This is a genomic window from Acinetobacter sp. CAU_H_29a_1, from assembly GCF_058599505.1.
In genome coordinates, this window is sequence record NZ_CM178655.1 from 2,333,841 (window position 1) to 2,359,884 (window position 26,044).

Consider the following 26,044-nt stretch of genomic DNA (forward strand, 5'->3'; position numbering starts at 1 on the left):
AAAAAAAAGAGAGCTTCGGCTCTCTTTTTTATTACAATTTACTGTAGATAACACCACACATCTTTATGCTTTTATTTCCTACAATAATTTGATCAAGAGATACATGTAGGACAACTAAAATGAAAAACCCGATTGGCTGGTTTGAAATTTATGTGGATGACTTATCTCGTGCCAAACAATTTTATGAATCTGTTTTTAATATTCAATTAACGGAATTAACCCCACCAACGGATGAGAATTCACTGCAAATGTGGGCTTTCCCCTCAGACATGCAAGCCTATGGCGCTTCAGGTGCACTGGTGAAAATGCCAGGCCTATCCGCAGGAGGAAACAGTACCTTAATCTATTTTTCATGTGACGATTGTGCGAATGAAGCGAGCCGACTTGTTGAGTCTGGTGGAAAAATTCATGAAGCAAAAACTGCCATTGGTGAATATGGTTTTATTGTGCTGGCCTTTGATAGCGAAGGAAATATGATTGGCCTACATTCCATGACGTGAAACGAATGAAACTCCAAATTTTCGCTTAGTTGGTTTGAATTTTTGTATTAAACCTTTTCTGCAATCATGACTCAGACTTGAAAAATCGATAAAAAGCCCGATATAAATAATAAGAACAGATACGCGCTGTATGTTTCTTTTTATTGATGATTTGAAATTGCATGGTCATCTGATTCTCCAGACGGATGACCTTTTATCGCAGTTCTCGCTACTTGGGAACTGCGTTTTTTATGGCTCAAAATACATTAAGGTTTCAATAAATGCTGTACCAGCCCATCGATCACATTCGCCATTTTGGTCAAATTCAACGTCGCTAAGCGGTCTGCTTTGGTATGGTAGTGACCATTTCGATAAAATGCGGTATCGGTAATCATGACTGCGGGGATATCAAACTCCCAATAATTCAAATGATCTGAAAAATCAAAAGCGTTGGCAAAGCTTGGAGCAACCAAACGCTGACATTCCAACTGATCAAGTTGCTGCATCGCTGTACAATAGCCTGCGCCTAAGTCACGTGAGCTCACGTTACTCACTGTCGCAATAAAATTACCATGGGTTGGATAAATCCACTTTAAGCCCACAGGATAGCTTTGGATGGGTTGTTCGCTAAAGAATCCGATCATTTCTAAAATATACACACCTTTAATCTTATCTTTTTGTGACTGAACCGATTTCGCATGCACATAGCTGCCCATTTGTTCAGTTTTAGAAAACGGTGGTTCTTCTAAACTATAGAACACGAAGTCCACATTGTTAGGCAGTTTAGACTTTTGCTCTGCCAAAATACGCGCCGTTTCAATTACCCCTGCAACGCCAGAGGCATTGTCATCTGCACCATCTTGATCGCCAAAGACGTCATAATGTGCCCCAACAATCACGCGGTCTGCCCGTCCGACGTTTAAACTACACACTACATTTCGGTAAATTTGCTGATTGGCCGTAAAGTTTTGATAGTGACACGGAACGCCCAATAAGCGCATTTGTTCTTTGATCCATGCAGAGACACGGTTCAGTTCATCAAGGTTTTTATAGTTACGTGCTTTGCCCTGACCAATCACTTGCTCCAAATAAACTTGTAGATTTTGTTCATCAGCCATTTTGACGTTGCTTGCAAACACCTGCCCTGTGAAAGTACCCAGTACAACAATCAACAAAAAAGCCTGTTTTTTTAAAGTTTTGAGCCACATTGTTATTATTCCAAGTATTTCTTATTCCTCTCATCTGTTGAATTAAGCAACATTAGTTCAGTGAATTCAATTGCATTTTGTTTCGTCTCACTGCAAAGCCTTGCTTTCACCGTTATAATGGATCGTCTCCTTATACATGACCCATTATGAAAATCCGTATTCTGACCATTGGTCAAAAAATGCCTGCATGGGTACTGACTGGTTTTGAAGATTATTTCAAACGTATTCAACCCTTTGTGCAAACGCAGATTATTGAACTGCCAATGGCAAAGCGCGGTAAAAATGATTCAGAAGCAGATATTTTAAAATACCGTCAAATTGAAGGTGATAGCATTTTAAATGCAATGAAAGGCAACGAAGTGCTGATTGCTTTAGAAGTCGGTGGCCGTGAGTTTAGCACCGAAAAACTGGCAGAAACCATGAAAGGATGGATGCTTGAGGGCAATGATATTGTGCTTGCTATTGGTGGGCCTGACGGTCACTCTGAAGCAGTACGTAAAGCAGCTGCTTGGCATTGGTCTTTATCCAAACTGACCTTACCTCACCCGATGGTTCGCGTGATGCTGATTGAACAACTCTACCGTGCGATGAGTATTAACCATAATCACCCTTATCATCGTGCAGGTTAAGCTCAAGCAATGTTCCATTTTTGGAACAATACGTTGATATTTCCCCCATTACACAGATGATAAGAATCTGACAAAATTCTTTTCATCTTCCCTTATTAGGCTTTCACAATGAACTTACAAACGCTACCCGGCTTATTCATTTCTCATGGCTCACCCATGCTTGCGTTGAATCCAGAGCAAGTTGGGCCTGCGTTGCATCGTTTGGGTCTAAACTTACCGACACCACAAGCAATTGTGATTATGTCTGCTCATTGGGAAAGTAACTCACTTGAAGTAAGTACTGGAGTCCGTCCTGAGACATGGCATGACTTTCGAGGCTTTCCTGCTGAGCTTTATGACATTCGCTACCCAGCACCCGGTCAACCTGTTCTAGCCGAAGAAATTCTACATTTATTGGCAGAAGCTGGTTTTTCAGCTCATGCAAACAGTACCCGTCCGCGTGATCATGGCGTTTGGATGCCTTTACTCCATATGTATCCAGATGCAGACATCCCTGTGGTGGAAATTTCACTCCCGATGAATCTGTCGGCAGAGGAGATTTATAAAATTGGACAAACCCTTGCGCCACTACGCGAGCAGCAGGTCTTGCTCATTGGCTCAGGGAGTATTACCCATAACTTAGCCGAGTTGTCTTGGCATGGTCAGTCACAAGCGGTACCTGAGTGGGCGTCGACGTTTCGTAATCATGTGGTCGCGAAACTTAGTCATCAGGACTTTGACGCTGTTTTAGACTGGGAATCGATTCCTTTTGTCCGTCGTAACCACCCAACGTTGGAACACTTTGCCCCAATATTCTTTGCGATGGGTACAGGTCATCGTTTCAATATTGTGCATAGTAGTTTTACTATGGGTGCACTGGGCATGGACATTTACCGTTTTGATTAATGTATAAATTTTACTTATATATTAATCAAAAAAATATTTATGGATACATTTTGAAACCCAAAAGAACTGAATGTATCCATTCTTTTAAAAATAACATCGGATAGCATGTATCTTGTTATTTTAAATCAAGAACTTGTAAGCCATGAAATTAAAATATTTAGCGATTGTCCTTTTCCCACTCGCACTGGCTGCTTGCCAATCATCTGATATTCAAAAAGTAGGAGATTTGGCTGTGTCTGTACTACAACAACAAAATGCAGATCAAACACTCGCAAACTACCATTGGAGTGCGAACACCACAGATGCGCCTAAACCATTGGTTTTAAACTTTGACAAACAAGCAGGTCGCTTAGGCATTGCAACCAGTTGTAACGGTATGGGTACCAGTTGGAAAATTGAGAATAATCAAATCGTGACAGGTAACCTGATGGCGACTCAAATGGCATGTGAACCAAAAGCCATGGCTCAAGAAGGCGTTGCAGCAGATTTATTTGACAACCGTAAAGCACCGTTTGTTTTAAATCTTAATGATCCTGATGCACCAACACTAACCGTGGTATCGGCAAAAGGTGAAAAAATTGTATTCACAGGTAAGCAAACTGCTGAAGCGAAATATCAAAGCCAAGGTGAAACTGTTTTCTTAGAAATTTCACCAGAGACCAAAACATGTTCTGCAGGTGTTGCTCGTATGGAATGCCTACAAGTTCGTGAAATTAAGTATGCTGAAAATGGCGTAAAAACACAGGTCGATAAAGACTGGACTTTATTCTATAACCATATCGATGGCTTCACTCATAACCCTAAAGAGCGTCAAATCGTACGTGTTAAACGTTTTGAAATTGCCAACCCTGCGGCTGACCAATCAAAATATGCTTATGTTCAAGACATGATTATTGAACGTGAAGCGGTAAAAGGCGCATTGTAATCGTTCAATGACCTAGAAAAAAACCGAGGCCTCAAGCCTCGGTTTTTTATTGGGATTTTTCTAAGTGTATATAAACTTAGAATACGCCTTGAGCGAGCATTGCATCGGCAACTTTTACAAAGCCTGCAATGTTGGCACCATTGACATAGTTCACAGTACCGTCTGCTTGCGTACCGTATTTCACACAGTTACGGTGAATTTCTTTCATGATCGCATGTAAGCGCTCATCGACTTCTTCAAAAGTCCAACCCAAACGCAAAGCATTTTGTGACATTTCTAAGCCAGAAGTCGCAACACCACCCGCGTTCGATGCTTTACCTGGCGCGTATAAAATTTTCGCTTCAACGAATTTTTCGACTGCATCTAAGGTAGAAGGCATGTTTGCCCCTTCAGCGACACAAATTACTCCATTTGCAAGGAGCACTTCAGCATCTGCCTGATCTAACTCATTTTGAGTTGCGCATGGCAATGCGATATCACATGGAATAGACCATGGACGCTGCCCTTCTAAGTATTCAAAGCCATGCTTAGACGCAAACTCAGAAATACGACCGCGCTTCACATTCTTCAGTTCCATCACTTCAGCCAGTAAAGCATCGGTAAAGCCTGCTTTTACATATACCGTACCCGCAGAGTCAGACAATGAAACGACTTTTGCACCCAGATACATTGCTTTTTCAGCTGCGTATTGTGCTACGTTACCAGAACCAGAAATCGTGACTGTTTTGCCTTGGAAGCAGTCGCCACGTGTTTTCAGCATTTCTTCAGCAAAATACACTGTGCCGTAACCCGTTGCTTCAGGACGCGCCAAAGAACCACCAAAGGTCAAACCTTTACCCGTAAATACAGATGAAGTGTCATTACTCAGCTTCTTCATCATGCCAGCCATATAACCCACTTCACGGCCACCCACGCCAATATCACCCGCAGGGATATCCGTATTTGAACCTAGGTGACGGTATAGCTCAATCATTAGCGCTTGGCAGAAACGCATAATTTCGCCTTCAGACTTACCCTTAGGATCAAAGTCTGAACCGCCTTTACCACCGCCCATTGGAAGTGTGGTTAATGCATTTTTAAAAGTTTGTTCAAAGCCTAAAAATTTTAGGATCGAGAGATTTACCGATGGATGAAAACGCATACCACCTTTAAATGGACCAATTGCCGAGTTGTATTGAACACGGAAAGCACGGTTTACATGGGTTTGACCTTGATCATCCACCCATGAAACGCGGAATTGAATCGCACGCTCTGGCTCAACCAAACGCTCTAGCAAACCATGGTCTGCATAACGAGGATTTTTTTCAATGAACGGCCAAAGGCTGGTCATGACTTCCTCTACCGCTTGTAGAAACTCGGGTTGATGTTCATCACGTGTTTTCACGTAATCTAAAAACTCATTAAGGCTGTTATATTTCAACGCTTAATCCTCAGCAGAAAATGGATCAAAATTGGTCAAATTTTATAAACAATGTTAAATTTTGGCGCAAACAATTAAATATCTTTTACCAACAATTCACAACACATTTCTATAAAAAAACATATTTATCATTTATATAACAATTATTTATATAAAATATACCTAGAAATTGGTTATAAAAAACACCAATGAAAACACAGGTTTAAAATCTTTTTTTGCTCAAAAATGATGCAGTTAATGAACCATTTTAGAACACAGGATTAATCAAAAAAAACATGGTAAAATTCAGTGATCTACCTATTTCTTCTAATATCTCTGCAAATTCATCTGCAGGATTGGTTTACGCATGAATTCGCACATTTCCCTGATCCAAAATATCGATGCTCTCCTCCCCCAAACCCAATGTGGACTCTGCGGACATCGTGATGGATGTCTGCCTTATGCCCAAGCCATCAGCGAAGGTGAAGCAGCCAATAAATGTGTACCTGGCGGGCAGCCTGTAGCCGATGCATTGGCTCAATTGCTAAACCGGCCAGAATTAATTGCAGAAGAAAGTGTTTGGCCTATTCAAGCCGATGGCCGCCCACAGAGAATGAAAGCAATCATTCGTGAGGATGAATGCATTGGTTGTACCAAATGTATTAGTGCTTGTCCTGTAGATGCCATTATTGGCTCAGGTAAACTTATGCACAGTATTTTGACTGATCTGTGTACAGGCTGTGAACTGTGTATTCCGCCTTGTCCTGTCGACTGTATTGACCTTATTCCAGATGTAGACGGCATACCGACGGAAATCTTGCGTAAAGCTGAGCAAGATGATTTAAGACAACGCTATTACGCACATATTCAACGTGAAGAAAAACAGCGTCTGCACCGTAAAGGCCCAGTGGTTCGTGCAGAAATTGATACGGCGTTATTTGCCCAGTTTTCAGCACAGAACGATACTGTACCTGATATTCAGATCATTGAAAAAGAACCAGAAATGGCAGCAAAGCTCGATGCAAAATCCACCATTGAGCTGGCGAAATTACGCGTACAAATTAAAAAATTAGAAAAGCAACTCAGTGTTCGTGAAGATGCGAAAAAACGTCTGTTGTTAGATGACTTAACCCAACAGCTTCATCAGTTACAGGGAGCTTAAGCATGCTAACCACAAGCGGAAAACCTGTAAAAAACATGACCAAAAAGCAAATCCAAATCTTTTTTGAACGTTTACGTGCACAACGTCCAAACCCCAAAACTGAATTGAATTATTCGAGTCCTTTTGAGCTGTTGGTGGCTGTGACCTTGTCTGCTCAGGCGACAGATGTGAGTGTCAACAAAGCCACCGATAAACTCTTTCCTGTTGCCAATACACCTGAAACTATTTATGCCTTAGGGGTCGATGGTTTAAAAACCTATATTAAAACCATAGGTTTATATAATGCGAAGGCCGAAAATGTAATTAAAGCCTGTAAGATGCTGATTGAAAAACATAACAGCATCGTGCCAAACAACCGTGCCGATTTAGAAGCTTTACCCGGTGTAGGACGAAAAACAGCCAATGTAGTGTTGAATACTGCTTTTGGACAACCCACCATGGCGGTCGATACGCATATTTTTCGTTTAGGCAATCGTACGGGATTAGCAGTCGGCAAAAATGTGCTTGAAGTCGAACACCGTTTAGTGAAAGTCATTCCGAAAGAATTTATTGTCGACTCACATCATTGGCTCATTTTACATGGTCGATACTGCTGTATCGCACGCAAACCTAAATGCCATGAATGCATCGTTTCAGATGTGTGTAACTGGCCAGATCGTTTTGAATTTGGTGCAGCACGTATTGCCACAACGACGATAGAAGCTGAACACTAAAGTTCAGTTTTTTTATTGTTGATTTGATTTATCTTTTAAGTCTTGCTGCAACTTCGGATGTAACTGACGTTCTGGTTGCTTCTTCGACATTTTTTCTTGTTTACTGACATCGCGTAGCATTTTTACGCTAATGTAAAACAAACCCACCAATACCGCCGCAGCAACAATAATTAAAACAATGATTCCAAATTGTGCCACACGCGACTCCATTTTAACAGGATCAAGAAAAAGAGCCCTAATATGACTTAGAGCTCTTTCAATGTCAAAACATTGCCATGTTTAAAACATGCAATTATTTGTCTTGATCAAGAATCGCAAACAAATCTGCTTGTACTTCGTCAATTGGACGTAAGCCATTCAGCTTGTCGTAGGTTGGTGCATTTTCACCAGACGCTGCGCGACCTTGGTAGAAACCAACCAACTGTTCAGTTTCAGTGTGGTATGAACCTAAACGCTTACGAATCGTTGCTTCTTGGTCATCTGGACGTTGTACCAGTTCTTCACCAGTTTCATCGTCCTTACCTTCCACTTTAGGTGGGTTGTAAACGATGTGATAAACACGGCCTGATGCAGGGTGCTGACGGCGACCAGAAAGACGTTGTACGATTTCTTCGTCAGGAACATCAATTTCAATCACGTGATCAATGTTGATGCCTTCATTTTCAAGCGCTTCTGCTTGAGGAATGGTACGTGGGAAACCATCAAAGATACAGCCATTTACACAGTCAGGTTGCGCAATACGTTCTTTCACTAAACCAATGATCAGTTCATCAGATACAAGACCACCATTGTCCATCACGCTTTTAGCTTGTAGACCGAGTTCAGTTCCTTCACGAATTGCAGCACGGAGCATATCACCGGTTGAAATTTGTGGGACATTGTAGCGCTTACAGATCAACTGAGCTTGTGTACCTTTACCTGCTCCAGGTGGTCCGAGTAAGATAATGCGCATAAAAAACATCCTCATTTAAACAATGTATTTGACACTTTGTACATGTCGAAAAATTCGACATATTTTTAGCATCTAATTATAAGAAAGCTACAAACAAATGTATTGTACCCGCAATGAAGCCCGTTACCCCACCCAATAAAATCAAAATCCATTCGTCTTCCTGAAATGCAGGACGTAATAAGTTTTGAAATTCTTTCGGTGTTAGCTCCCGAATACGGTCTCTAAACATTTGATAGATTTTCTGTGCACGGCTCGCATTGAACGCTGGGTCGCATACAGGCACCATCGTAATTTCAATTGAACGATCAATCAAGTCCGTCTTGAGTTTTGCGTATTCACGTGGCCCCAAAGACAGCTGCAAAGATGTTCTCACCAATGGTGTTTCCATGATTTCATTAATATGACGTTTGACAATACGACGGGTCTTGTCTTTTTTATTGCCATACATCATTTCAGTCATGATGGATTTTAACGTAATCAGGTCTTCTGTGACTACACTCGCAAACACATCAGACACTTCTTCTTGGCGCTTCATGAAAGCGCCTTGTACATTATAAGTCCCAATGCGCGGAATCACAGGTTTAATCCATGGAAACTTACGATCTTTTGTTAATTCAGTCAGTTGCAAGTATCGAACATAGTGTGGCTCAATTGGATTAAACACCATCCAAATCGCAATCCAGTTGGTTAAGAAGCCCCATACTGCCGCCCAAAATGGCACGGTCCAATGCCAAGGCACCACAAACCAAACAATCATTTGGAAGATACCAAAGAACATCCCAATGAGTGCACTAATATGCCAAATAAAGTTGATTTCTTTCTGACCCACTTTCAAGAACATACGCACCATCAGTCTGCGATCACCTTCCATTTGGCTGACCACCATATCGCGCATATCCACGAGTGACTCGACGTTCATGGTCAGTTCGGTCACTAATTCTCTGAGCACAGCCGGAAGCTGTTTGTGTGCCTGCGCATAAATTCGACGCTTAATCGAATAAGGTAAGTTTTCCCAAAGTACTGCATTGCGGTCAATCATGACTTCATCAATCAGGTGCTCAAGTTCAAAACCAACTTGCTCACCAATGATTCGCGCCATATCCTCAGGATCCATTGCATCTAAAAATTCACGCAAAGAACCAAGCTTAGATAAGGTGTTATCGGTAATGATGCCTGAAATACGCCCCGCTTTTCTGGGCACAATACCCTGCCAACCCACAGGCAAAGGTCCAATATGAAAACCCCAAAATGTAATCGGGTAAAAGACCATTTTCAGGGCCATCCAAACGTGCGCCCAAGTCACAAAAGCAGTCACAGGAATAATGCTGAGTACAGCCCAAAAATCGGGTCGATTCAAAAAGGTTTGCCACAACTGATTGACGTACTCAAGCATGCATAACTTCCATATTTAATTTTATTAACTGAATTATATAGCGTTTTAAAAAAGATATTGTGTCTATAAACCGAAACTTAGAGTATAGGAAAATTGTAGTCTCGGTTCAGTTTCTGCAACCATATAGCCCGATTTGGCTTCGAGTTTTTCGCTTGCACCAATCCCTACACTGAAAGTGCTGATTCGTTCAGGACTAAGTAACACATAAGCAAGATCTACACCACCACCAAGGCGAGATTCGTACTCGCCATCTATTTTCTTGCTGTCAATATGCCCTGCGTAAACACCGAGATAATAACCATTTTTATCTTTACCAGTAAAATGCACAGGAAATCTAAACCCCAACTGACCACCTACAGGGTAATCATCATTGATAAATACCCCAGCTTTTGCATATGCAATGCCATAAGGATTCACCCATTCCAAATTGGTGTGCAGTAATTTCTGCGTTACACCAGCCCCTACATTCCACGTTTGAGCACTGCCAGCAGGAATTTTTGCATCTGGCAAAAAGGAATTATCTTGAGCGTAGGCTACGTTTGCACAGGCAACAAGTGCCAACACTGGATAAATTCTTGTCATTATTGTCACCATTATCCGTAATGTTATTTTAGTAATTGGTACCTTTTTACAGGATTTTGACTGTAGCAGAATTTATAAAACACTTATATACAGCAATTTATATTTTTGATGTCTATAAAGTCAAAATTTAGGCAAAAATGAAAAGCAGAAGCAGCGATAACAAATATCAAAACAGTGTGACATGCGTTAGAATAGCGCGCAGGTATTCTCCTCTTTATCCATGTGTTTAAGTCGATTTGGTATGAAACAGCACTTTCCTTTAAAAAATGTCCAACAAGAAAAGCGCATTTTTCGAAATCGTACCTTTATTTCCATGGGTATTGTGGTTTTCTTCTTGCTGATTTTAGTCACTCGCTATGCCTATTTGCAACTGGTTCAATTTGACGAGTTTTCAACTGCATCCGATCAAAACCGTATCCGCCTACAACCTTTGGCCCCTGCGCGTGGTTATATTTATGACCGCAATGGCGTGCTGTTGGCAGACAACTATCCTGTCTTTACCGCGACGATGAGTCGAGCGGATGTGCCGGATATTGATGCCACGATTGAACGCTTAACGCCAATCTTAGAACTCACCCCTGATGATATTGAGCGCTTTAACAGTCGTATTAAAGCCTCACGTAAAACTGAACGCGTTTCCATTAAACTTAATCTCAATGAAAATGATATCGCTCGCTTTAGCGAAGTTAAGTATCAATTCCCTGGGGTTAACATCGAAACCCAGATGACGCGCTACTATCCACATGGTGAACTGTTTGCCCATGTGATTGGTTATGTGGGTCGAATTAACGATAAAGAATTAAAAAGCATCAATAAAGATTTGTATGCGGGCACTAACCTGATTGGTAAAATTGGGGTAGAAAACTCCTATGAAGATTTGCTGCATGGTGTACCAGGAAATGAGTCGGTCGAAGCCGATGCGCACGGTAACGTGCTACGTCATTTAGGTCGCAAAGAACCCGTTCGTGGTAATGACTTATATCTTTCACTCGATTATGGCTTGCAGACGGTTGCCTCAGAGCAGCTTGCAGGTCGTCGTGGTGCAATCGTGGCGATGGATCCACGTACAGGTGAAATCCTCGCCTTGGTCTCAAGTCCAAGTTTTAACCCTAACCTGTTTGTCACAGGCATTAGTCATACCGACTATAGTGGTTTACGCGATAACCTCGATCAACCACTATATAACCGTGCTGTGCAAGGCGCTTACCCACCTGGCTCGACCATTAAACCGATGTTTGGTTTAGGTGGCATTCATTATGGCTTAATTGATTGGGGCACGGCCATTTCCGATCATGGCTATTTCACACTGCCGGGCGATTCACATAAATTCCGCGACTGGAAAAAATCAGGACACGGCGTAGTCAACTTGCATAAATCACAAGTGGTCTCTTGTGATACCTTCTTCTACATTCTGTCGTTCCGTATGGGCATTGAGAAAATGAACACATGGATGCGTCAGTTTGGCTTTGGTGAAAAAACTGGTGTGGATTTACCAAGTGAAAGTACTGGCCTTTACCCCAACCCTGAATGGAAAATGCGTACCCGAGATGCCAAGTGGCTCAAAGGTGAAACCATTTCAGTAAGTATTGGACAAGGTGCTTTTACAGCAACACCGCTGCAATTGGCCATGGCAACAGCCATTACCGCCAACCATGGTTCACATGTGATTCCGCATGTTTTACAAACAAGTAAAGGCGCAAAACCACATAAAGACTTAAATGCACCTGATGGCAGAATCCAGTTCAATGGCACCGATCAAGACTGGATACAAATGCGTGATGCCATGGTCGATGTCATTGAAACAGGGACTGGACGTGGCATTCGCACGCCAATGTATAAAATTGCAGGTAAAACCGGTACGGCACAAGTCAAAAGTATTGCCCAAGGCAAACGCTACAATGAAGCCCTGTTAACCGAACGGCAGTTAGACCACGGTTTATTTGTGGGCTTTGCACCTGCGGAAAACCCTGAAATTGCGATTGCAGTGGTTTGGGAAAATGGTCGTCATGGTGGTTCTGCGGCACAGCTGGCTCGTCCAATCTTAGACTACTGGCTGCTCACACGTCATAAAAACCCAATTCGTCCACAAAACCATCAAATTAGTGGTGGTTTGATGACGGCGGGGATTAAACCGGGTGAATTACCAAGTGGTAGCACTCCACCAGCGACTACAACTGGGACAAGTGCAGCTACACCAACCAGTACTTCCAATACAGCACCCGCTTCAACAACGGCAAATACAAGCCGTTCAGCTACACCACCTTCTGCACCTGTGGAGTCAGACTAATTATGAAAAACCAACTCCGCATCATTGGAGGGGACTGGAAACGTCGTCAACTGCCTTTTGCCAATATTGAAGGTTTACGCCCTACGCCTGATCGCGTACGTGAAACTTTGTTTAATTGGCTCATGTGGGATGTGCAAAATACCAATGTTTTGGATATTTGTGCAGGTTCGGGTGCGTTGGCATTTGAAGCCTTATCACGTGGTGCATCAAAAGTAGTGATGATTGAACCTGACCGCAGTCAAGCACAGTTTTTAACACAAAACTTGGAACTCCTTAAAGTCCCTAAGTCTCGTGCCCAGTTAAAAGTAGCGACTGCACAGCAAGCATTAGCCACCTTAAAAGAACAATTTGATTTGGTCTTTTTAGACCCGCCGTATAGCCTAGAGCTATGGGAAGAATTGGCACTTTTGGCGGATCCGATGATTCAAAATAATGGCTATATTTATGTGGAAGCCGACCGAGATTTGAATCAGTTAAAACTTCCAAGCACTTGGATTCAAATAAAGAACACCAAAGCTGGGTCTGTACGTGCAGGTTTATATCAAAAGAAAGTGGTTGTTTCCCCATAATCTAGACACTTTTATGTCCTTTTGATTGACACCATCACGAAAGAAAGTGGTCTTAGCGCATATTAGTGTGGTTCTGAGCTACGCTATGTATGAAGATCAATATACATATTCAAAATCAAGCTAAGGTTTCAATCATTTTTCATGTCTAAAACTATGTAGACAGATCGAAAAACCATACACTCGCTAAAATTTTAAATATATCGCATATGACTTGGTTGATCTTTATCTTAGGTGCAATGGTGGCGGGTTTTGTACAGGGACTCACGGGCTTTGCATTTGCCTTAATTGCCATGTCATTTTGGGTCTGGATCTTGGCACCTCAGCTCGCAGCGCCCTTGGTGGTGTTCGCCTCAGTCTGAAGTCACCTAATTTCCTTAAAGTCGGAATCTGCCTTTCAACTTGATAAAAGCCTTGTTACGCCTTATATCCTTGCAGGTCTGATTGGCGTTCCATTGGGTACCTATCTGTTAGACATCATTCAAGCACATACCTTTAAACTGGTTCTAGGAATTTTTCTGATTCTTTGGTGTCCATTGATGCTACTTAATCCCCAGATTCACTTCATTCAAAACTCTGGAAAATACGCCGATAGCAGTATTGGTTTTCTTGGAGGTGTATTGGGTGGGTTAGGAGGCTTTTGTGGCTCACTGCCTTCAGCTTGGGTCATGTTAAAAAACCTTCCTAAAGAGCAACAGCGCTCAATTTTAAGGCATTTTAATTTCGCCATTCAGCTATTCACCTTACTCACCTATCTGCTCCGCGGAAATTTAAACTTGCAACATTTACCCTATATGGGCATCTTACTTTTGAGTGTGAGCCTACCGGCCATGCTCGGCGCGCAATTGTTTTATAAAATTTCTGAGCGGCAGTTCAAACATACGGTACTGGGTTTATTGTTTAGTTCAAGCTGTTTTCTATGTATCAGCTATAGTTTTCTGTAGTGCTATAAAACCTGACTCTGCACTTTGGCAATGGCTTGAATCAGCAATTGTGTGTTTTGTGTCAAAATAGGCTTATCTTTAAACAACTTAGCTCTACTGGGCTTTCTCCAACTCCAAAAATCTTTATACAATTGGCTCACCTTCCAACCCACCGCTCACCATATATGAAACTGCCTCTTGCACTACTGAGTCTTTGCTTTATCAGTGCTTGCTCCATAAGCTCATCCAAAGAAATAAAACAAGCCGAAAAACTTCTCCAATCTTTTGACTGTCAAAATATAGAACGCGATCAGGCAGACCACAGCAGCATGACCAGTTATCATGAACAAGTGCTTGCCAGCAGCAAACAAAAAGCCCAATCCTATGTAGAAAGCTATCAACATGGCGATCAAATTTTTGACCTGCCCCTGCCCGAAGTGATTGAAACACAGCTACAAAGTTATACGGCCGCATGCCAGTCACTAGGTGGGGTTTTACCCAATCCTCAGCAGAGCCCTTAAAATACGGTTAGCAATAAAAAAGACAGCTCGAAAGCTGTCTTTTTTATTTCATATGACTTAAATTTGAAGTTAAGACACAGTTGAGTCGTTGTGATAGCGAGTATCGACACTGAAATCTTGAGGAAATTTAGCAGAAATTTGCGCATAAAATGCCATAATTTCAGCCATATCTTTTTCGTAGTCCCCAGTAGGATAAATAATTTTACCCACCCCAGTTTTTTTCTTCGCATAGTCCATATAGGCTAACGCAATTGGAACACCTGCACTAACTGCAACATGATAAAAACCTGTTTTCCATTGTTCCTGCTTGGCACGTGTCCCTTCAGGGGTAACCAACATCACCAACTTAGGGTGTTCTTTAAAAAGATCACTCATGAGTTGCACCATACTTGGACGTGGTTCACCTTCATGCTTCGGACGACGGTCAATACCTATCCCGCCCATTGCACGAACAAATGGCCCAAATGGTAGTTTCATATAGCTGTCTTTAATAGTGATACGGACATGCACACCTAAGGCCTTTAATGCCAAACGAGCGTACAGCGCATCCCAATTGCTGGTATGTGGCGCTGCAATCATTACACATTGATCGATATTCAAATCCCAATGATTATCAATCTTCCACCCCATTAAGGCTAAACTTTGTTCTGCAAGCTTTTCGAACACAAAAAATACCACATTACTGAAAATCCGCGCCGATTCTAGCAATGCTGCTGATCAAATACACGGCGAGACGATCAATAAAACAACAATTAATCTATAAACGTATATTTTATTTAATTCCAAATATTTCAAGAAAAAACAGGGTCTTTGAGATTAAAGGTAAAAATACGTGAATAGTATTCTTTATTGAAGATACAGAAGCACTCACAGATCTTCACAGATTCATTTCTTGCACTACTGTAAGGTAAAACTAAACAATGAATAATATCGGGTGCTGTATATGCAAAAGACTGTTTTAGCACTATGCCTATCTTTCACCATGTTAACTGCATGCTCAAAGCCAAATGAAAACAATCCTCCACCAGATCACAATGTCACGGCATCTCTGGACGACAGTGCTAGCGCAACCGTGATGGATACACCAGACACAGCAAATGCCTTAGATTGGGTAAGCACATATCAAGGGGTTCTGCCCTGTCACGATTGTTCTGGGATCGACACTGAACTTGAGCTGACCTTAGATCATCATTTCGTGCTGAAACAAAAATTTTTAGGCAAATCGAATAATAATTATGTGAATGAAGTGAAAGGCTCATTTCAATTTTTGAATGGCTCTGATCAACTGATACAGCTCGACTCATCAGGTGATAGCCGTATTTATTATATTGGTGCTCAATTTATTGAAATGCGTGGCGACAAAGGCCAAGTGCTGGATCAACCTGAGTTCAACTTTAAACTCACCAAATCCCTAGAATAAGAAACTCGCGACATCATGCATTATTTAAATTACCGATTTATTTGTCACAGCATGAACTCCCCAAGCATAAAAAAAAGGGAGCCAAATTACTTCGGCCACCTTTATCAGAGTTTACTACTTTTGAGTCTGCATATTCTTAATTAGCTCGCTAAAATCAAGTGTTGCAGCTTTTTGTACCGGTGGATAATCCATCAAAGATTTAATGTGTGAACCCAGTAATGCCTGTAAGGGTTCAGAAATCCATTGCTTGGTTTGAATAATATCTGAACGGTCTCTGATACTATCAAAAGTCTCAAATGGGTCTTGGCGAAGGTTGTACATCACTGGAAATTTTTGCTTTTGATATTGGTCGTAATAATTTTCACTGGTTTCAAAATGAACTTTCCATTGATTAATACGAACTGCACGTAAAATCGATTCATGATAGTACAGAAAATTATCTCGCATACTCTCTTTTGATTTTCCCGTCCAATAGTCGATATTGTTTACACCATCAATAATTTGCTTACGATTGGTTTTCATTTCCTCGACTACATTTTTATTCCCTGCGACATTCGCCAAAGTTGTAAACAGATCCATATGCGACTGAATGCCGTGTTTCACTTGTCCCGCAGGAATATGTCCCGGCCACCGCACCATCATTGGAACACGGACTCCCCCTTCATAGGTCGTCATTTTTTCACCACGGAACGGTGTGGTTCCACCATGATTTTTTGCACTGTGCTCAGGGCCGTTATCGGTGGTATAAACAATGATGGTGTTATCCAACACTCCCATCTTCTTCATATCATCCAAGAGTTGACCGACTTGCATATCGTGTTCAACCATACCACTGCCGTATAAATCATCTTCTGAGGTGGCTTTGGCAGCTAAGTAACGATGCTCAGGACGTAAATGGAAACATATGCATACGACTTGGATTCAGCCACACAAAAAACGGCTTGTCCGATTTTTTACTGCGCTTCATGAAGTCTACACTGGCAGCAATGAACTCATCATCCACCGTTTCCATACGTTTACGGGTTAAAGGGCCTGAATCTTTACATTTTTGTTTCCCCATTACACCAAAGCGAGGATCTACAGTTTCATCGGCATCATTAGACGAATAGCAGTGCAATACACCACGCGTTCCATACTGATTCACAAATTCAGGATCTTTTGGATAATCATACTGTTCAGGAAATTCCTCCGTATTTAAATGATATAAATTACCAAAGAATTCATCAAAACCATGTACCGTTGGTAAGCTATCGTTGCGATCACCCAAATGGTTTTTACCAAACTGACCACTCATATAACCCAGCGGTTTCAATACTTCTGCCAAAGTCGGTGTTGCAGCTTTAATCCCTAAAGGAGAACCTGGACGACCGACTGTAGTCATACCTGAACGAATCGGATACTGTCCCGTAATAAATGCTGCACGTCCAGCGGTCGAGCTTGGCTGCGCATAGTGATCGGTAAACATCACGCCTTCTTTGGCAATACGATCAATATTCGGCGTGTCATAGCCCATAACACCATGACTATAAGCACTGACGTTCTGCCAGCCTACATCATCGGACATAATCACCAAAATATTGGGTGGTTTCGCCATGAGTGCTGTTGAAAGTAATGCTCCACCTACCAGAGCTAAAGAGCGTGAAATTAAGTTTTTTTTCATGGTTTTCCTTAAACACATTCGTATAAAACGAATTTTCATCCTTGTTTCAAACCCAATTGGCACTAAACGCAAAACCATATCAGTGCCTTACAAATTTAATTTTTAGAAAAATGCTTTTCTAAAAACTAGTGACAATAGTTTCCTAATGCGGCCGTATCCGTTTAGCAATTTCATTTTTAGATAAAAGTGCACTATGAAAAAAACGTTTTAAACCTGAGCAAAGATAATGTAGACCCGCCTCTCCATCTGGGGTTTTGAGAAAACGGTCTTTCGGACAATCGCCCCAGCAATATTGAAGATATGGACATTTTTGGCAGTATTCTGACAGTGACTTTGATTTGGCATATGCAAATTTCTTTTGTCGCTCAGAAAAAAATAAATCGCCTTGGTGAATCTCGTGAATATTGCCCAATTTGTATTCGGGATAAACAAAATGATCACAAGAGAAGAGGTCGCCATTGTGCTCGACCGCCAAGGATTTTCCGCAAATTTGACCCGACACACATTTCTGTGCCCCATAGCCAAACATCATGGAAACCATGTTTTCAAACTGGTCGATAAAGACCTGTCCAAAGTCTTTCTGTAACCATTCTTTCCACACAGTTGAAAGGAATATGCCCCAATCATCGGCAGCAATCGACCAGTCTGTCACCACAGAGTCTGAGCTGCCCGGCTGCGCTGCTGAACTGCCCAATTTAGGTAAATCTTGAGGATTCCAATGGCCTGGTGCTGTCTGTTGAAACTGGGCACTTTCCATTCCAGGAATCAGTTGAATCATGCGCGGTCGCACCTGATCGCGGATAAAACGATAAACCTCTAACGGCCGTTTCGCATTATCTCGGTTCACCACACATAAGGCATTAAACGGAACTTGATACTGGCGCAATAACGCGGCAGCCTGCATGACTTTGGCATGCGTCGGTTTTCCACCTTTGTTATAGCGATGGATATCATGTAACTCGGCAGGCCCATCTATTGATAAACCCACCAAAAAATCATGCTGTTTTAAAAATGCACACCAATTTTCATCCAGTAACGTGCCATTGGTTTGTAAATCATTTTCTATACGCTGATGCGGTTTCGCATATTTTTTTTGCAGTTCAACCACCCGCTGAAAAAACTCCAACCCCATAAGTGTAGGCTCACCACCCTGCCAACTGAAAACTACTTCATTGCCCGTTTGCGCTTCGATATATTGCTTAATATGTAACTCAAGCATCGACTCAGACATACGCGGAACTTTGGGTTGCTGTAACATGTCTTGTTTATGCAAATAGAAGCAATAACTACAATCTAAGTTGCACTGTGCCCCAGTGGGTTTGATCATCACGTGATAGCGATAGGTTTGTCCCTGCACTTGCAGGCTTCTTAAAGGCGGAGATTCAGCCTGTATAGGTATCATTCGCAATTTTAGAGTCCTCATTTTTTTCAGCGTTCAGGCACAAATTCACAACTGTACAAAACCATGTACACAATTCATTCTGCGAAAAGAGATTCGAGAGTTTCATTTCATTCACTACATGAGGTCTGCTAAAGACTAGAGCCGTTTTGTATTTTGAATGGATTAACCCGAATGACCGTTGCCGCTAAACATGCAACATGAAAGCTGCCATAAGATGACCTTGCGGATATTTTGATAATTTCAATGATTTATAATTCATTCTCTTCTTGTCCCTAAGCTTAATTTTCATCAGCAAAGCCACTGTGTAAGAGTAAAAATCAACAGCCAATTCCAATTTAAGCATTCTGAAAAATACTGACCCATCTCACACAGTCGCATCGCTTGGTAGAGCACGTTATCAAACTTTGAAAATAGAGAAACCACTCAAAAGAATGGTAATTGCATTTTTTATGGTCGTTATATACTTGAACTACGTCATCGTTCGAATCTAAACACCATTCAGTTAAACCTAAACCAGACGTATTTTATAAAAAGTGAAGCTTCACTTTTAGAATTTCAACATAGACTACTTTAATAAATAGCGAAGCTGAGTAATGAATTTTTAAATGCTCCATTCATACCTAATGCACTGACTCGTCTCCGTCTTATCTTTTGTTTTTTGAGACAGTCAGAAACATCAAAAAGTACAATAAAAAAGGCCGCTCATTGAGCGACCTTTTTCTTTTTCAAATATATGTGAGTAACTATGAATAAATTACAAACACTTATTTAATTAGGGGTAGAATACATCATTCCTCACTGCTTTATTACTATATATCACCTTTCCAGAAATCAAAAGCAACATATTGTTTTACATGGTTTTTTATTTTCACCTTGTATAACCTAGCATGCAATGACATTTCAAAAAAATGTGAGTAAGATCGTGAGTAAATCTAATTAACAAACTTGTTACTCACACACCATGCTAAACGATCTTAAAATCAAACAATTAAAGCCTAAAGAAAAACTTTATAGAGTTGCAGATCATTCCGGTTTATGCATTGAGATACGTCCCACAGGTGCCAAATTTTGGCGGTATAGATACCGTTATTTAAATATTGCCAAAATGCTAACCATCGGGCAATACCCAGAAATTAGTCTCGCTTATGCACGTAGTAAAACAATGGAGTATCGAGAAAAGCTAGCTAAAGGTACTGATCCTATTCAATTTCAGAAAGAAGAGCGTACAGCTGCTATTCAATCAAATGCAGATAGCTTTAAAAATGTCGCAGAAGAATATCTAGAGAAGTACAAAACAGGAAAATCTAAAGACTGGTTTATGAATAGAACTCGATATTTTTCTAAAGACATTTATCCGGTTATAGGAAAAACCCCTATCAAGGATGTCAATTCTAGTGATATTAGAACCATTATAGACAACACTATTACACGCATACGCAAAAGTAGACGTGGTACTGGAGAAGTGAAAGCAACATTTGTACGACAGATTTGTGCTGAAGTACTGCAGTATGGAATTATTACCCAACGAATAACTACCGACCCCACATATGCATTAAGACGTTATATCCATAGACCTGATGTTCAACATGCCCAACCACTCAGTGATGAAGATAAAAAAATCATTCTTCCAACCATAAAAAGTTACGGAGGATGTACCAGCACTAAAAACTCTATCTTAACTTTGCTTTACAGCATGCTCCGCACAATTGAAGTACGAAGAGCTAAAAAAACATTTATTAATTTTGAAGATAAAACTTGGATTATTCCTAGAGCAACTAATGAAGAAGTCTTAGCTGGCAAAAGAAATATGAAAAAGAATCGTATTCATATAATTCCTTTATCAAGTCAATTGATTGAAATTCTAAAGGAACAATTTATTCTTTACCCAAACAGTGAATACATTTTTCCCGGCGATGATGGAATCTCCATGATCGGAAAGAACACCCTTAATTCTGCTTTAGATAATTTGGGTATTGGTCATATTTCTATGCACGACTTCCGTGCTACAGCATCGACAGAATTACATGAAGCAAATTTCAATACTGATTGGGTAGAAATACAACTTGCCCATGCCAAAGGCAACAAAACACGTGCCTCTTATGATCATGCCAAGTGGCTGAAAGACAGGAAGGCTATGTTACAAACATGGGCTGATATGATTGATAAATGGGAATATTAATAAACTACTTTAAAATAAAGTATACATATGAAAGAGTGGTGTTCTTAAACGCACACCACATCATTCCAATTACCAGCTACAATTTTGATTTATAATAAATTATTATTCCTACATAAAATATGCATAGTATTGTAGCCAAACCTACTAGCCTGATAACCCATGCTAGTTGATAACTGAGTAAAAAAACCAGTACTCCCACCCCAAACGTCAATACACCAAAATATGCTGCCAATCCAATCGAAAAGCCCCATATTTGAATACTTAGCTTCAAGACTACAGCTAGAAAAATCCATCCCATAACTCTTAAATACACTGGCTTTAGGAAAGTGACAGGTAGCCAGAAAGGCTTGCATTTGATTAATTGTATGTGAGCTTTATCCATCGCAAAATTAAGGTTTGCCATACCGATAAAATTGGTCGCAAAAACAGTAATTACCGACAAACCAAACATTAAACTATCCATTGTTTTAAGCCCCAATTCACCGTAGCCTTAACCATTAAAATTATTAGGATAGCCCACCATGCTTTAATCGAACTTTTGACACTAAATACATAAATAATGATTAATAACCACATGATAAAACTGATGATTAAACCTGTGTAGGTTGCAAGTGCTTTTTGCTCAGAACTCAATGCAATTAAAGATACCGAAATGCTAGCAATCAAAAATCCACCCACAGCTGCTAGAAAACAACGACCAAACACCATCCAACGATATTTTACAATGTCAGAGAAATTAAAAAATTTCATCATTGACTATCCGTTTAGCCGATTTTTTATTGGTATAGGGGTGTTTATTTTTTTCTGTACTTCCAATGTTGCCCATAATAATAATAGACCAATAAGCATCAATCCGATTTCAATATTAACTAACACCCAAGCGCCATATGGAATGGCGACACCTAAATGCCGATCTGTTGTGAAAAAATTTAAAATAGGAAGTAGTAACCAAGCTAAGGCTGCAAAAGCTAAAATCTCCCGCCATGCTTTCATCAATGGTCGGAAAATTGCATAAATAAGAGTGAGTAACCATGCAATAAACAGGCTATGGACTTCCCAATCCGCACGTCCATCAAATGGTACGGGAATCAAACGATTTGCCCAAAAATACATTGCAATAGCAAAAGGCAAACCTGCAATTGTGGCAATATTGAGTTTTTCTACCAGTTGATGACCAAAGCTCACTTTGCCTGCTTTGGTAGCTTTAACTGGCTTTGTTGCACAAAGCTATTCTTGAAGGCTTCTTCAGCAATATAATTTCCAGATGAAGAAGCCTACATCTAAAATCTACCGTACAACAAATTGGTCCTCGTATAACTAAGCTTTAATCAAGCGAGGGAATATTTCAATCTGGTTTGATCCGAATACCCAATGGTATGCACAACCACAAGGCAAGCACGGACGAAATCAAACTTATTCCGATACAGCGATTCAATGCTGTTTAATGATCAAATCTCTATTCCGTCTTTCTTTGCGTATGGTCACTGGCTTTGCTCAAAGCCTGATTAAACTCAGTGGCTTGAATTGGACAGCACCAGATTACTCCACCCTCTGTAGACGACAAAAGCATATTGATATTGCGATAAGCTATCAGAAAAGTCGTGATGGGTTACACCTACTCGTCGACACTACGGGTTTAAAATTTTTAGGTGAAGGCGAATGGAAGCGTAAGAAACATCAGCCTGAATACCGTCGGCAATGGCGTAAACTGCATATTGCTATAGATGCTAAAACCCTGTAAATACGCGCTATTCAGCTCACAACCAATAATGTCAGTGATTCACAGGTACTTGGTGATTTGCTTGATCAGATTCCACAAGATGAACAGATTGACTCTGTTTATACCGATGGAGCTTATGACAGCAAGCAATGCCGTCAGGTCATTGCAGATCGGCAAGCGCATGCGGTGATTCCACCTAGAAAAAATGCGAAACCATGGAAAGATACAAAGATCAGCTCGCTAGCGCGAAATAAATTACTTCGAACAGTTAAACGTTTAGGCAGGACACTATGGAAAAAATGGTCAGGCTATCATCGGCGAAGTTTGGTTGAAACTAAGATGCATTGCATCAAGTTATTAGGCGATAAACTCAGTGCTAGGAATTTTGACAGCCAAGTGAATGAGATCCATGCACGCGTAGCCATATTAAATAAATTTACAGAATTAGGCAGACCACACACCCGAGTTGTGCCTTAAATTTGAGTCACTTAGGGGTATTTTATTTTTTAAATCTTTGTGCAACAAAGCCCTTCATAACTATAGATAGTGGAATCTGGTCTTTCTTACTCTCATCAATAGTAATATGTTGTATGAAACCTGCTAACCATAACAGAAACTCATCTTCATTTGAGATTCGAGGAATTAGGGTTAAATCCAACCTTTTAATACCCTCAATTTTATTCTCATCATCAAAAATGGTCGCACAAATTTCATGATCAACTTTTAAATTACTTGAGTGGGTATACTCTCTAACTTTGAGGATTATCAATGTGAAAAGGCCTTTTTGATCCCTTTCAATACCAACCTCATCCTTAATGTCTTTTATGACTTTTTCAGCCAAAGCTAGATATTGTGGCATGATAATTTCCTTTATATAAATCATACCTAAACTATTATGTGAATACATAATCAATAATTAATTACTCGTTTGTTACGTAAATGAAACTTCCAGTAAATATTGTAAATTCACAATTACACTAAAATTTAACCAGTTTACATATTCTATCCATATTGTGATGTAGTTATATCTTGCAATAAAAAACCACCCGAAGGTGGTTTAACTAAACATCATGGACATCTGTCCAAACTCATAAATGAGTAATGTGAGACCAAATGCTGAGGCTGAAAATACGAGTACTTCTTGCGAGGTCATATCCATCTCCTTCTATTGTTCTATTTAATGCTCTAGTCATTAAGAATGCATTTGACTCTAAATGTGAACCGTACCAGGTTTGTCGGAGACTCAATATTCTGAGAGACTATTCCGATGAAAAAACCAACCTATACCCCCGAAATTAGAGAAAGAGCGGTTCAATTACTAATTGAATCTGAAAAAGATTATCCTTCTACTTGGGCTGCAATCACAGCAATTGCGCCTAAGATTGGTTGTACTCCTGAAACACTTCGTGCCTGGCATCAAAAGCATTTAGATCAGCAAAATCCTATTAAAGTACAACAGATATCTGATCAAGAAAAAATGAAGCAAATGGAACGTGAAATTAAAGAATTAAAGCGTGCCAATGAAATTCTACGTAAAGCAGCCGCTTTTTTCGCCCAGGCGGAGCTCGACCGCCCACACAAATAATGGTGGATTTCATCCATAACAATAAAGACTTATATGGTGTTGATGCGATTTGTAGGATTTTACCGATCGCAGCTTCAACCTATTACCGAACTTTAGATCTCGCTGACAATCCAGAACATCGAGCGAAACGAGATCTACATGATGAGCATCATGCTGAACAAATTAAACGAATTTGGAAGGAAAGTTTAGGTCGATATGGTGTACGTAAAGTCTGGCAAAAATTAAAACGTGAGGGTTATGTTATTGCACGTTGTACAGTTGCTCGATTGATGCAAAAGCTAGGTATACAAGGTGTTTGGCGTGGTAAGAATAAACAAACCACCCGTAACCGAGATGACCAAAAACGGGCAGATGATTTAGTGAAACGTAATTTTAATGCTGATCATCCAAACCAACTATGGGTGGGTGACTTTACCTATATTCAAACTCATTCAGGTTGGGTATATACCGCATTTGTTATTGATGTGTTCTCACGAGCAATTGTTGGATGGAAAGTATCTACACGGATGAATACAGATATGGTGCTCGATGCACTTGAGCAAGCATTGCACGATCGAGGCATGCCAAAGAATGTGATTCATCATTCCGACAGGGGTGTGCAATATCTTTCGATTCGCTATACCAATCGTTTAGAAGCAGCAAATTTACGAGCATCAGTCGGTACAACTGGTGATTCATACGATAATGCTCTGGCTGAAACGGTGAATGGCTTATACAAAACAGAGGTGATTGAATATTTAAAAGCAGATTGGCAAGGTTTAGCAGATGTACAACTTGCGACACTAAACTGGGTAGATTGGTTCAATAAAAAGCGTGTACACAGTGCACTGGGTTATGTATCGCCTTTTGAGTTTGAAGCAATGTACTATGATAAGATTAACCCGTTAGGTCAGGTGGCCTAACTTAAATAAAAAAGCCTCCGACAAACCCGGTACGGTTCAATGCAAACAATTATCACAAATTCTAGGGATAGACATGTAAGAGGTTTTATAAAAGTAACTGTGACGTTGATTAAGTGTATAAAGTTTTATAACAACATTTCATAAGAGAGAAAAAACCTCCGCGAATAATAGATATCGAACAGGGTCTTTTATGTCTGATCCATTTAAAAAAATAGAGGCTTAGAACTCTCTTAAGATGGATTGCTTAAAAGTTTACGCATCTGTCTATGTCTTCTAGTGAGACCTAGTACCTCTTTGCGCTTAATAATTTCATCTTCAGTAAAAGGCAGATGATTAATAAGTTCCTCAATCACCATAACACTATTTTCAATTAAGAAACTATCTTGCTCGGTTGACCAATTTGAGGTTATATGCTCAGGTTTTTTAGACAGTCTTTTCATAAAAAGAAATTATACCTAATCATGAGGACTCTTGACTTTCTTCAAGCACTCTCGGCATACACAAATTTCTTTATGGTCATTGGTGTAATCAATCTCTCTAGCACCATGAAGG

29 protein-coding genes, 1 pseudogene and 1 other annotated feature are annotated in these 26,044 nt (G+C 40.4%); of the genes and pseudogenes, 15 read left to right on the forward strand and 15 right to left on the reverse strand.

Features of this window, described 5'->3' with window-relative positions; all coding sequences use genetic code 11:
- Nucleotides 1-119 precede the first annotated feature (119 nt).
- Nucleotides 120-500, forward strand: a complete 381-nt coding sequence (locus AC4MDD_RS11580) for a VOC family protein (protein ID WP_279746554.1) — start codon at nt 120-122, stop codon at nt 498-500.
- A gap of 245 nt (nt 501-745) precedes the next feature.
- Here the strand turns inward: AC4MDD_RS11580 and AC4MDD_RS11585 are convergent, their stop codons facing one another.
- Nucleotides 746-1,687 carry a M28 family peptidase gene (locus AC4MDD_RS11585; protein WP_159127829.1) on the reverse strand — a complete coding sequence of 314 codons (942 nt, stop codon included), beginning with the start codon at nt 1,685-1,687 and terminating at the stop codon, nt 746-748.
- Nucleotides 1,688-1,833: 146 nt separating this feature from the next.
- Between AC4MDD_RS11585 and rlmH the strand changes: the two genes are divergently transcribed.
- The 3 genes from rlmH to AC4MDD_RS11600 all read left to right on the forward strand — a co-directional run bounded on the left by rlmH (nt 1,834) and on the right by AC4MDD_RS11600 (nt 4,126).
- Nucleotides 1,834-2,316 (forward strand): 23S rRNA (pseudouridine(1915)-N(3))-methyltransferase RlmH, encoded by a 483-nt coding sequence (gene rlmH / locus AC4MDD_RS11590; RefSeq protein WP_004980899.1) that lies wholly within the window; start codon nt 1,834-1,836, stop codon nt 2,314-2,316.
- Nucleotides 2,317-2,424: 108 nt separating this feature from the next.
- Nucleotides 2,425-3,201, forward strand: coding sequence for a dioxygenase family protein (locus tag AC4MDD_RS11595; RefSeq protein ID WP_491881680.1), 777 nt, complete (start codon nt 2,425-2,427; stop codon nt 3,199-3,201).
- A gap of 142 nt (nt 3,202-3,343) precedes the next feature.
- On the forward strand, nt 3,344-4,126 hold the full coding sequence (locus AC4MDD_RS11600; protein ID WP_491881681.1) for a DUF4377 domain-containing protein: 783 nt from the start codon (nt 3,344-3,346) through the stop codon (nt 4,124-4,126).
- A 76-nt stretch (nt 4,127-4,202) separates the two neighbouring features.
- Here the strand turns inward: AC4MDD_RS11600 and gdhA are convergent, their stop codons facing one another.
- Nucleotides 4,203-5,546, reverse strand: coding sequence for an NADP-specific glutamate dehydrogenase (gene gdhA, locus AC4MDD_RS11605; protein WP_004980905.1), 1,344 nt, complete (start codon nt 5,544-5,546; stop codon nt 4,203-4,205).
- 346 nt (nt 5,547-5,892) lie between these two features.
- Here gdhA and AC4MDD_RS11610 point away from each other — a divergent pair, with 346 nt between their 5' ends.
- Nucleotides 5,893-6,687 (forward strand): RnfABCDGE type electron transport complex subunit B, encoded by a 795-nt coding sequence (locus tag AC4MDD_RS11610; RefSeq protein ID WP_491881682.1) that lies wholly within the window; start codon nt 5,893-5,895, stop codon nt 6,685-6,687.
- A gap of 2 nt (nt 6,688-6,689) precedes the next feature.
- On the forward strand, nt 6,690-7,400 hold the full coding sequence (nth, locus tag AC4MDD_RS11615) for an endonuclease III (RefSeq protein WP_010326297.1): 711 nt from the start codon (nt 6,690-6,692) through the stop codon (nt 7,398-7,400).
- A 12-nt stretch (nt 7,401-7,412) separates the two neighbouring features.
- Here nth and AC4MDD_RS11620 read toward each other — a convergent pair whose 3' ends face one another.
- The 4 genes from AC4MDD_RS11620 to AC4MDD_RS11635 all read right to left on the reverse strand — a co-directional run bounded on the left by AC4MDD_RS11620 (nt 7,413) and on the right by AC4MDD_RS11635 (nt 10,327).
- A complete protein-coding gene (locus AC4MDD_RS11620; protein ID WP_168159165.1) occupies nt 7,413-7,610 on the reverse strand; it encodes a hypothetical protein in 198 nt (65 codons plus the stop codon).
- A gap of 82 nt (nt 7,611-7,692) precedes the next feature.
- A complete protein-coding gene (adk, locus tag AC4MDD_RS11625; protein WP_004980915.1) occupies nt 7,693-8,352 on the reverse strand; it encodes an adenylate kinase in 660 nt (219 codons plus the stop codon).
- Between the two features lie 76 nt (nt 8,353-8,428).
- The gene (locus AC4MDD_RS11630; RefSeq protein WP_004694304.1) at nt 8,429-9,745 is read right to left on the reverse strand and encodes a DUF445 domain-containing protein; all 1,317 of its coding nucleotides are present in this window, start codon (nt 9,743-9,745) and stop codon (nt 8,429-8,431) included.
- 63 nt (nt 9,746-9,808) lie between these two features.
- Entirely contained in the window at nt 9,809-10,327 is a 519-nt protein-coding gene (locus AC4MDD_RS11635) for a hypothetical protein (RefSeq protein WP_491881683.1), read from the reverse strand.
- A 241-nt stretch (nt 10,328-10,568) separates the two neighbouring features.
- On the opposite strand from AC4MDD_RS11635, the gene mrdA reads away from it, so the two are divergent.
- The 5 genes from mrdA to AC4MDD_RS11660 all read left to right on the forward strand — a co-directional run bounded on the left by mrdA (nt 10,569) and on the right by AC4MDD_RS11660 (nt 14,624).
- The gene (gene mrdA / locus AC4MDD_RS11640) at nt 10,569-12,614 is read left to right on the forward strand and encodes a penicillin-binding protein 2 (RefSeq protein WP_491881684.1); all 2,046 of its coding nucleotides are present in this window, start codon (nt 10,569-10,571) and stop codon (nt 12,612-12,614) included.
- A gap of 2 nt (nt 12,615-12,616) precedes the next feature.
- A complete protein-coding gene (gene rsmD, locus AC4MDD_RS11645) occupies nt 12,617-13,183 on the forward strand; it encodes a 16S rRNA (guanine(966)-N(2))-methyltransferase RsmD (protein ID WP_491881685.1) in 567 nt (188 codons plus the stop codon).
- Between the two features lie 206 nt (nt 13,184-13,389).
- Nucleotides 13,390-13,542, forward strand: a complete 153-nt coding sequence (locus AC4MDD_RS11650) for a hypothetical protein (RefSeq protein ID WP_491881686.1) — start codon at nt 13,390-13,392, stop codon at nt 13,540-13,542.
- A gap of 9 nt (nt 13,543-13,551) precedes the next feature.
- Complete coding sequence (locus AC4MDD_RS11655) at nt 13,552-14,124, forward strand: sulfite exporter TauE/SafE family protein (RefSeq protein ID WP_491882615.1); 573 nt, start codon at nt 13,552-13,554, stop codon at nt 14,122-14,124.
- A gap of 164 nt (nt 14,125-14,288) precedes the next feature.
- Nucleotides 14,289-14,624, forward strand: a complete 336-nt coding sequence (locus AC4MDD_RS11660; RefSeq protein WP_224466888.1) for a hypothetical protein — start codon at nt 14,289-14,291, stop codon at nt 14,622-14,624.
- 69 nt (nt 14,625-14,693) lie between these two features.
- On the opposite strand, the gene AC4MDD_RS11665 is transcribed toward AC4MDD_RS11660, so the two are convergent.
- Nucleotides 14,694-15,290, reverse strand: a complete 597-nt coding sequence (locus tag AC4MDD_RS11665) for a 1-acyl-sn-glycerol-3-phosphate acyltransferase (RefSeq protein ID WP_171263891.1) — start codon at nt 15,288-15,290, stop codon at nt 14,694-14,696.
- A gap of 277 nt (nt 15,291-15,567) precedes the next feature.
- Here AC4MDD_RS11665 and AC4MDD_RS11670 point away from each other — a divergent pair, with 277 nt between their 5' ends.
- Nucleotides 15,568-16,044 (forward strand): copper resistance protein NlpE, encoded by a 477-nt coding sequence (locus AC4MDD_RS11670; RefSeq protein WP_491881687.1) that lies wholly within the window; start codon nt 15,568-15,570, stop codon nt 16,042-16,044.
- Nucleotides 16,045-16,158: 114 nt separating this feature from the next.
- On the opposite strand, the gene AC4MDD_RS11675 is transcribed toward AC4MDD_RS11670, so the two are convergent.
- From AC4MDD_RS11675 to AC4MDD_RS11685, 3 genes are all read right to left on the reverse strand, one after another.
- The gene (locus AC4MDD_RS11675) at nt 16,159-16,872 is read right to left on the reverse strand and encodes a sulfatase-like hydrolase/transferase (RefSeq protein ID WP_491881688.1); all 714 of its coding nucleotides are present in this window, start codon (nt 16,870-16,872) and stop codon (nt 16,159-16,161) included.
- 55 nt (nt 16,873-16,927) lie between these two features.
- Nucleotides 16,928-17,704, reverse strand: coding sequence for a sulfatase-like hydrolase/transferase (locus AC4MDD_RS11680; protein WP_491881689.1), 777 nt, complete (start codon nt 17,702-17,704; stop codon nt 16,928-16,930).
- 142 nt (nt 17,705-17,846) lie between these two features.
- Nucleotides 17,847-19,106, reverse strand: a complete 1,260-nt coding sequence (locus tag AC4MDD_RS11685) for an anaerobic sulfatase maturase (RefSeq protein ID WP_491882616.1) — start codon at nt 19,104-19,106, stop codon at nt 17,847-17,849.
- 961 nt (nt 19,107-20,067) lie between these two features.
- On the opposite strand from AC4MDD_RS11685, the gene AC4MDD_RS11690 reads away from it, so the two are divergent.
- Complete coding sequence (locus AC4MDD_RS11690; RefSeq protein ID WP_094148954.1) at nt 20,068-21,285, forward strand: tyrosine-type recombinase/integrase; 1,218 nt, start codon at nt 20,068-20,070, stop codon at nt 21,283-21,285.
- Nucleotides 21,286-21,361: 76 nt separating this feature from the next.
- On the opposite strand, the gene AC4MDD_RS11695 is transcribed toward AC4MDD_RS11690, so the two are convergent.
- From AC4MDD_RS11695 to AC4MDD_RS11705, 3 genes are read right to left on the reverse strand one after another with little or no spacing between them, the layout of a single operon-like run.
- A complete protein-coding gene (locus tag AC4MDD_RS11695; protein WP_151862434.1) occupies nt 21,362-21,748 on the reverse strand; it encodes a DUF3325 domain-containing protein in 387 nt (128 codons plus the stop codon).
- Nucleotides 21,736-22,038, reverse strand: coding sequence for a hypothetical protein (locus AC4MDD_RS11700; RefSeq protein WP_201703900.1), 303 nt, complete (start codon nt 22,036-22,038; stop codon nt 21,736-21,738). Before AC4MDD_RS11700 ends, AC4MDD_RS11695 begins: the two co-directional genes overlap by 13 nt.
- 3 nt (nt 22,039-22,041) lie before the next feature.
- A complete protein-coding gene (locus AC4MDD_RS11705; RefSeq protein ID WP_094148950.1) occupies nt 22,042-22,470 on the reverse strand; it encodes a hypothetical protein in 429 nt (142 codons plus the stop codon).
- 79 nt (nt 22,471-22,549) lie between these two features.
- Here AC4MDD_RS11705 and AC4MDD_RS11710 point away from each other — a divergent pair.
- A pseudogene (locus AC4MDD_RS11710) lies at nt 22,550-23,482 on the forward strand (IS5 family transposase).
- Nucleotides 23,483-23,504: 22 nt separating this feature from the next.
- Here AC4MDD_RS11710 and AC4MDD_RS11715 read toward each other — a convergent pair.
- Nucleotides 23,505-23,864 carry a hypothetical protein gene (locus AC4MDD_RS11715; protein ID WP_227556819.1) on the reverse strand — a complete coding sequence of 120 codons (360 nt, stop codon included), beginning with the start codon at nt 23,862-23,864 and terminating at the stop codon, nt 23,505-23,507.
- A gap of 408 nt (nt 23,865-24,272) precedes the next feature.
- On the opposite strand from AC4MDD_RS11715, the gene AC4MDD_RS11720 reads away from it, so the two are divergent.
- A protein-coding gene (locus AC4MDD_RS11720) for an IS3 family transposase (protein WP_485138916.1) occupies nt 24,273-25,492 on the forward strand; the annotation gives its coding sequence in 2 pieces (ribosomal slippage) (nt 24,273-24,549 and nt 24,549-25,492; 1,221 coding nt in all).
- Nucleotides 24,548-24,664: a sequence feature (AL1L pseudoknot), on the forward strand. It overlaps the preceding gene by 117 nt.
- Nucleotides 25,493-25,722: 230 nt before the next feature.
- On the opposite strand, the gene AC4MDD_RS11725 is transcribed toward AC4MDD_RS11720, so the two are convergent.
- On the reverse strand, nt 25,723-25,932 hold the full coding sequence (locus AC4MDD_RS11725; protein WP_151862436.1) for an acyl-CoA thioesterase: 210 nt from the start codon (nt 25,930-25,932) through the stop codon (nt 25,723-25,725).
- Between the last annotated feature and the right edge of the window lie 112 nt (nt 25,933-26,044).

What these genes read in the sequence shown, in the direction of transcription:
- AC4MDD_RS11660 (WP_224466888.1), top strand. Translation starts at nt 14,289, where the DNA reads ATGAAACTGCCTCTTGCACTACTGAGTCTTTGCTTTATCAGTGCTTGC.
- AC4MDD_RS11620 (WP_168159165.1), bottom strand. Translation starts at nt 7,610, where the DNA reads ATGGAGTCGCGTGTGGCACAATTTGGAATCATTGTTTTAATTATTGTT.
- rsmD (WP_491881685.1), top strand. Translation starts at nt 12,617, where the DNA reads ATGAAAAACCAACTCCGCATCATTGGAGGGGACTGGAAACGTCGTCAA.
- AC4MDD_RS11595 (WP_491881680.1), top strand. Translation starts at nt 2,425, where the DNA reads ATGAACTTACAAACGCTACCCGGCTTATTCATTTCTCATGGCTCACCC.
- AC4MDD_RS11725 (WP_151862436.1), bottom strand. Translation starts at nt 25,932, where the DNA reads ATGAAAAGACTGTCTAAAAAACCTGAGCATATAACCTCAAATTGGTCA.
- AC4MDD_RS11650 (WP_491881686.1), top strand. Translation starts at nt 13,390, where the DNA reads ATGACTTGGTTGATCTTTATCTTAGGTGCAATGGTGGCGGGTTTTGTA.
- AC4MDD_RS11635 (WP_491881683.1), bottom strand. Translation starts at nt 10,327, where the DNA reads ATGACAAGAATTTATCCAGTGTTGGCACTTGTTGCCTGTGCAAACGTA.
- AC4MDD_RS11680 (WP_491881689.1), bottom strand. Translation starts at nt 17,704, where the DNA reads ATGAAAAAAAACTTAATTTCACGCTCTTTAGCTCTGGTAGGTGGAGCA.
- AC4MDD_RS11585 (WP_159127829.1), bottom strand. Translation starts at nt 1,687, where the DNA reads ATGTGGCTCAAAACTTTAAAAAAACAGGCTTTTTTGTTGATTGTTGTA.
- AC4MDD_RS11715 (WP_227556819.1), bottom strand. Translation starts at nt 23,864, where the DNA reads ATGCCACAATATCTAGCTTTGGCTGAAAAAGTCATAAAAGACATTAAG.
- nth (WP_010326297.1), top strand. Translation starts at nt 6,690, where the DNA reads ATGCTAACCACAAGCGGAAAACCTGTAAAAAACATGACCAAAAAGCAA.
- AC4MDD_RS11700 (WP_201703900.1), bottom strand. Translation starts at nt 22,038, where the DNA reads ATGATGAAATTTTTTAATTTCTCTGACATTGTAAAATATCGTTGGATG.
- AC4MDD_RS11670 (WP_491881687.1), top strand. Translation starts at nt 15,568, where the DNA reads ATGCAAAAGACTGTTTTAGCACTATGCCTATCTTTCACCATGTTAACT.
- AC4MDD_RS11630 (WP_004694304.1), bottom strand. Translation starts at nt 9,745, where the DNA reads ATGCTTGAGTACGTCAATCAGTTGTGGCAAACCTTTTTGAATCGACCC.
- AC4MDD_RS11580 (WP_279746554.1), top strand. Translation starts at nt 120, where the DNA reads ATGAAAAACCCGATTGGCTGGTTTGAAATTTATGTGGATGACTTATCT.
- AC4MDD_RS11695 (WP_151862434.1), bottom strand. Translation starts at nt 21,748, where the DNA reads ATGGATAGTTTAATGTTTGGTTTGTCGGTAATTACTGTTTTTGCGACC.
- adk (WP_004980915.1), bottom strand. Translation starts at nt 8,352, where the DNA reads ATGCGCATTATCTTACTCGGACCACCTGGAGCAGGTAAAGGTACACAA.
- AC4MDD_RS11685 (WP_491882616.1), bottom strand. Translation starts at nt 19,106, where the DNA reads ATGATACCTATACAGGCTGAATCTCCGCCTTTAAGAAGCCTGCAAGTG.
- AC4MDD_RS11690 (WP_094148954.1), top strand. Translation starts at nt 20,068, where the DNA reads ATGCTAAACGATCTTAAAATCAAACAATTAAAGCCTAAAGAAAAACTT.
- mrdA (WP_491881684.1), top strand. Translation starts at nt 10,569, where the DNA reads ATGAAACAGCACTTTCCTTTAAAAAATGTCCAACAAGAAAAGCGCATT.
- AC4MDD_RS11600 (WP_491881681.1), top strand. Translation starts at nt 3,344, where the DNA reads ATGAAATTAAAATATTTAGCGATTGTCCTTTTCCCACTCGCACTGGCT.
- rlmH (WP_004980899.1), top strand. Translation starts at nt 1,834, where the DNA reads ATGAAAATCCGTATTCTGACCATTGGTCAAAAAATGCCTGCATGGGTA.
- AC4MDD_RS11675 (WP_491881688.1), bottom strand. Translation starts at nt 16,872, where the DNA reads ATGGTTGAACACGATATGCAAGTCGGTCAACTCTTGGATGATATGAAG.
- AC4MDD_RS11610 (WP_491881682.1), top strand. Translation starts at nt 5,893, where the DNA reads ATGAATTCGCACATTTCCCTGATCCAAAATATCGATGCTCTCCTCCCC.